The 5,128-nt window shown below is 51.0% G+C and carries 2 protein-coding genes; both read right to left on the bottom strand.

What is annotated here, in order from left to right; all coding sequences use genetic code 11:
- Positions 1–1,645 (bottom strand): methyltransferase (locus AB1611_20380; protein MEW6381940.1); only part of this gene is annotated, 1,645 nt, incomplete at its 3' end.
- Positions 1,642–5,128, bottom strand: a 3,487-nt coding sequence (locus AB1611_20375; protein ID MEW6381939.1) for an SDR family NAD(P)-dependent oxidoreductase, incomplete at its 5' end; no start/stop codon positions are given. The genes AB1611_20375 and AB1611_20380, both read right to left, overlap by 4 nt.

The following is a 5,128-nucleotide window of genomic DNA, read 5'->3' as shown; positions in this document are numbered from 1 at the left end:
TCTTCATTTTCTCTGCCAGCATGCTCTCCAGAGTGGGGCGATGGTGGGTGATAAAATAGGCTGCCAGTGCCTCGACAGACATATGCTCGAACAGCAAGGTGGCAGGCAGCTTCCCAAAGTCTTTCTCAAGCTCCTTATTGATCTCCATGACCACCAGGGAGTCCACGCCGTATTTTTCAAAAGAGGCCCGGTTATTTATCTCACCTTTTTGTATCTTCAGTACCCAGCACAGCACTTCCTTTACATATTCCCGCGTCATTTCCTGAAAGTCCTGCAAGTTCTGCATGCCTGCGGAATAATCAGCAGGGGAGGGGGCCTTCGAAGCTGATAAGGCATCTTGGAGCTGAATATTCCCTGGGTTAATCTGGGCAGGGCTGAACTTGGCTGGAATCCGGGCTGTGGCGCTGCTGTCCAGGGCAGGCTCTTTCTTTTGTCTTTTGAGCATTAATTGGCCATTGCTTTCAGCCACAATAATGCTTTGAGTTAACATCCTCTCTTTTTTCTCTGCTGATTCTTTCTTTGACGTTTCTTTCTCTTCTGATCCCCTCTCTTCTGATCCCAAGACAACTACTCGCTCAAATCCTTCCTCGGTGAGCAGTTTTTGCCATCTATCCGTGCTGAGAAGAGGGGAGCCTTTCAGCCGGTTCTCTTCATCCTCGAAGAGCCACCATCCATCCAGCAGGCCAAAGGTCAGGGTCAAAAAATCCTGGGTCTCGGTAACTTCATTCAGGATCAGGCATCCATTCTTCTTTAAAAGGGCCTTTACATTGCGGATGGTATCCTGCATTCTTCTGGTGGCATGCAGGATATTGGCTGCGAGGACCAGATCAAAATTCCCAGGCATGAACCCCTGGTATTCAATGTCTTCTTCAATGTTCAGTATCCTGAACTCCATAAAGGGATAGCGCTTTCCATACTGCTTTTGCCCGTACTGAGTAAAGCTGAGGGAAATGTCAGTGTAGACATAATGGAGGTATTGTGCATACTCTTTGATGGCTTCAAGTACAAAGGCGCTCGTCCCTCCGGTCCCTGCTCCTATCTCCAGAATCCTGATCTTTTTCTCTTTCTTCCCCGGAATCCTGTTTTTCTCCCCTTCCTTCGGTAATTGCGGAAGCCTGGCTTGAATATATGAATGAATGCTTTGAGCCACCAGCCGGTTGAAATGGTCGGCTATGGCATTTCCCTGGTAAATTTTTTCAACCAGCTCCATCGAGGAATGGGGAAATATGACATCGGTGGCAGGAATATTTCCTTGGAGAATCAGTGGGTAATGCTCCAGACATGTCCAAAGGTAACGAAGATGGGCTTCGATTTCAGGAAAGGCTGCGGCTAAATCCGCCTTTTTTGCTTCGGCTCGCTGAAGCTCCTTTTTAAGCTCTGCTTCATCCAGAATCGGCTGGGTAATTATTTTCTGTCGTTCAAGGTGAATGAATCCTGCTCTGTTCATAATGCCGAGCAGGGCATCATAGAGGCGGAAATACCTGGGGATAATCTTCATCTGCTCTCTGAGCTTTATCCTCTGATAGTGCTCACCCCCTTTTCGAAAAACTCCCTCCTTCTGAAAGAAGCCGAGTAATAGATATTGGCCGAACTTATCGAGCTCGCTCATTATCTGCCGAAAATGAAGTAACTTCTGCTTACTCATTGGTCGTCATCCTCTCCCTGGTCCTCATCCTCTCCCTGCGTTTCCTCATCGAGAAACTTATTGACCTCACAGGTCATAGTGTTAATAGTCGAAGGAATATCTTCAGGCAGTACCTCAATCCGGTGATGCTGGTCAACACCCATCTCCTCCAGGGCGTGGTCTTCCGCTTTTACGGCCACAACTTGAACCACATTATGGCCTAGGACCCTGTGCACTGCCTCCATTCCCTCTTCAGGCTCGATGGAGTGGAAGCCCTGCGCTGCCAGCAGCCTGTTATATTCCTCTGAAGCCACAACTCCCACGCTTCCCCAATATCCCCAGTTGATAATTTTGACTGGATATGACTCTCGCTGATTGAGATAAAGGGCAAAGGCATCCTTGAAGGTGCAGGCTGCGGCATAGTTGCTTTGCCCGGCATTGCTCAGGAACGACTGGCTGGAGGAAAAAAACAGGATAAAATCGAGAGGCTCACCCTTTATTACCTCATAAAGAACCACACTGCCCCGGACCTTGGGGCCCAGGGCGGCCTGGAATGTCTCTTCATCCATGTTTTCCAGGGTCTTGTCTTTCAGGATAAGAGCAGAGTGAATCACCCCGTTGATTCTGCCAAAATGAGATCTGGCTGTGGTGACAGCTTCTCTCATGCTCTCAAGGTCTGTTGCTTCAGCCTGTACATACAGCACCTTTGCGCCCTTTGCCTCGATTGCGGAGATTTTTTCTTTCCGCTCAGCCGTCAACCTGCTTCGTCCCAGTAAAACCAGCCGTGCCTGCACGGTTTCCGCTAAATAGCGGCTGAGCTCAAGCCCTATTCCGCCAGCTCCGCCCAAGATCAGGTACACGCCCTGGAATTTGAGGGGTGTCTGACGTGCTGGCACAGGAGGAAGGAGAACCGGCTCCAGGGTACGGATGTATCTCTTTCCTTCTCGTATAGCTGCCTCTTTACTCGTTGCATTCTCCTGCGGCGAGGGAAAAGCCGGGACGCCGATGGCCTCTCCGAGGGCCTTTATTGTCTCGGCTGATGCTTTTCCCGTTATTTCATCCCACCTGATATCAAGGCAGGAGACCTGCACGGCGGGATATTCTTTGGCTATCACCCTGGCTAATCCGAATAAGCTTGCCGAGTAGGGATTGGTGATTTCCTCAGAGCTGATCTGATAAGCATCATTGGTAATCACCTTGAGCTGAAAGGAGCGGTGAAGGAGCTTACGCCGGCTGAGTGATTTGATCAGCCTGAAGAGAGAAAGCACCCCCTCCTCCTGGCTTTTTTCCAGTCTGGCCAGATAATCTTCATCTATCCTTTGAACTTGGATCCCACCAAGAAAATAAATGACATGGACGGTACTTATCTGTTGAATACAAAAGTCCAGGCCAGCCGGTTCATCGGTTTTCACTTCCCAGTATCCGGGTGAAATCCGCTTTGTTGCAGAGCCGCTCAGCCGGATCCTCATTACTTCGTCTTTCGGATGAAAGTGTGACAGCAATTCCACAAGCTTCAAACCGTGCGGGGGGTAAATGATAAGTACGGTCTGACGATCCTTCCCCCGCTCTTCTCCGGTTTTCCTGATCTGCCATGCCTGATGACTGGGCGTCTGAATGGACTTGAGCGGGCTTTGTTTCCAGTAAGGAAGATAAAAGAAGGATTTCAGTTGCACAGCGGATTCCCGTAAAGTCACCTCGTGAAGCTTAATGCATACCAGACCGCTCTCATCGAGGATTGCCACATGAAAGCGGTAATTTCCCAGGGCTTTGACATAGGCATATCCGCTTGCCTGAAGGGGATGGGTAATCTCCACCCTCTCTGCCGCAAAGGGCAGCAGGAGTTGCCCATCCCATTCGTCAAGGCAGGTCAACAGCCCGGCTATGGTCTGAAGAGCGCTATCCATCAGGACGGGATGGAGGGTATACTGTCTGAGCTCATGCTCATATAGGAGCGGCAGGCTGAAATGTCCCAGGGCTTCATCGGCATTGATCCAGATTTGATCCAACCCCTGAAAATAGGAGCCATAGTCGAGGCCGGTCTGCCTGAAGGTGGCATACAGGGTTTCCTTATCGATCCTCTGGGTGCATTTTGCCTGTATCTCTTCGGTGCGGATGCGCTGCTCAATTCTCCCGGCAGGAGAATCAGCAAGGCTTATTGTACCTTTGGCGTGGGTAACGGGATGGCCGTTCGAGCTGCTCTGGACCTCGTAGTTGAGCTGGCCGTTTCCGTCGATGAGGGTGAGGTGAACTTCTTTACTGGTATCTTTGAGAGTTAGCGGCTGAAGCCAGACCACCTGTGCCAGGTTGAAGCCGTGATTCTGTTTAATTGCTGAAACAGCCGCACAGGCCATTTCCAGATACACCACTCCCGGAAGTGTGGATTGACCTCGCACTTTATGGTCTCTGAGGATCAAGTCGTTCCAGTGCAGGATTTTTTTAAAAGCAAGCCCCTGCTGCACCAGGCTTGCCTCCGGATCGATCCCATTGAGGAAGGGATGCAGGGGCTGAATTTTCCTGGCATGCCCCATCGAGCCCGCTGGTGCCGGTATCCAATAGCGTTGTCTGGCAAAGGGATAGGTAGGAAGCGCAATCCGGTTTGGGGACGATGTCAGGTAGAGTAATTTCCAGTCAATATCCACTCCCGATACCCAGAGTCTGGCTAACTTGGCCAGTTTCCTCTCGGTGATAATAATCCTGATAAACTCCTCTCCCTCTTTTCCGGTCACTAAAAGGTCCGCTTTCTCTTTATCCACCCTTCCCCGGTATACATCTTCTCTATCCGCATCCGCCTGGTCGTGGCAGTACTGCTCTAACCTGTCTATCAATTCCCGGATACCGGATGCCACTACAGCCAGCCGTTCATTCATGGCCTCCCGCCCAACCTGCAGTGTATAGGCAAGGTCGGTCAGGCTGACATGAGCCTTTTTTTTCAGAAATTCGGCCATTCTTCCGGCATAGAGCCTGAGTCCTTCCTCATTCCGGGCTGAAAGCACAAAAATCTGCTCGTCCTGATGACCGTTGCCTTTATAGGGAGGGTATCCACCACACTCCTTTTCATACTCCTCAAGCACAACGTGGGCATTGGCCCCCCCGAAGCCGAAGGAGCTTACTCCTGCCCTCCTGGGAACAATCCAGCCACCATCGCCCTTGAGCGGTTCCCAGGGCATGGTTTCTCTGACAATATAAAATGGGCTGCCCTCAAGCTGAATGTAGGGATTGAGCTCCTCGAAGTGGACCGTGGCCGGAAGCGTCTTATGCTGCATGGCTAAAACTACCTTGATAACTCCGGCTATGCCTGCCGCTGTCTCCAGGTGGCCGATATTGGTCTTTACCGAGCCAAGGCCGCAGTGGGGCTTTGGGGGTGGGGTTTTGCCCCGCTTTTTATACAGCTCCTCGAAGGCTTTCTTCAAGCCGTTGATCTCGATCGGATCACCCAGACTGGTTCCTGTCCCGTGGGTTTCGATATAGCTGACTGTGGCAGGATCGATCTGTGCCTTCTCGTAT

This window comes from bacterium (assembly GCA_040755755.1).
In the GTDB taxonomy this organism is placed as follows: domain Bacteria; phylum SZUA-182; class SZUA-182; order DTGQ01; family DTGQ01; genus DTGQ01.
This window is presented reverse-complemented; position numbering and strand designations above follow the sequence as displayed.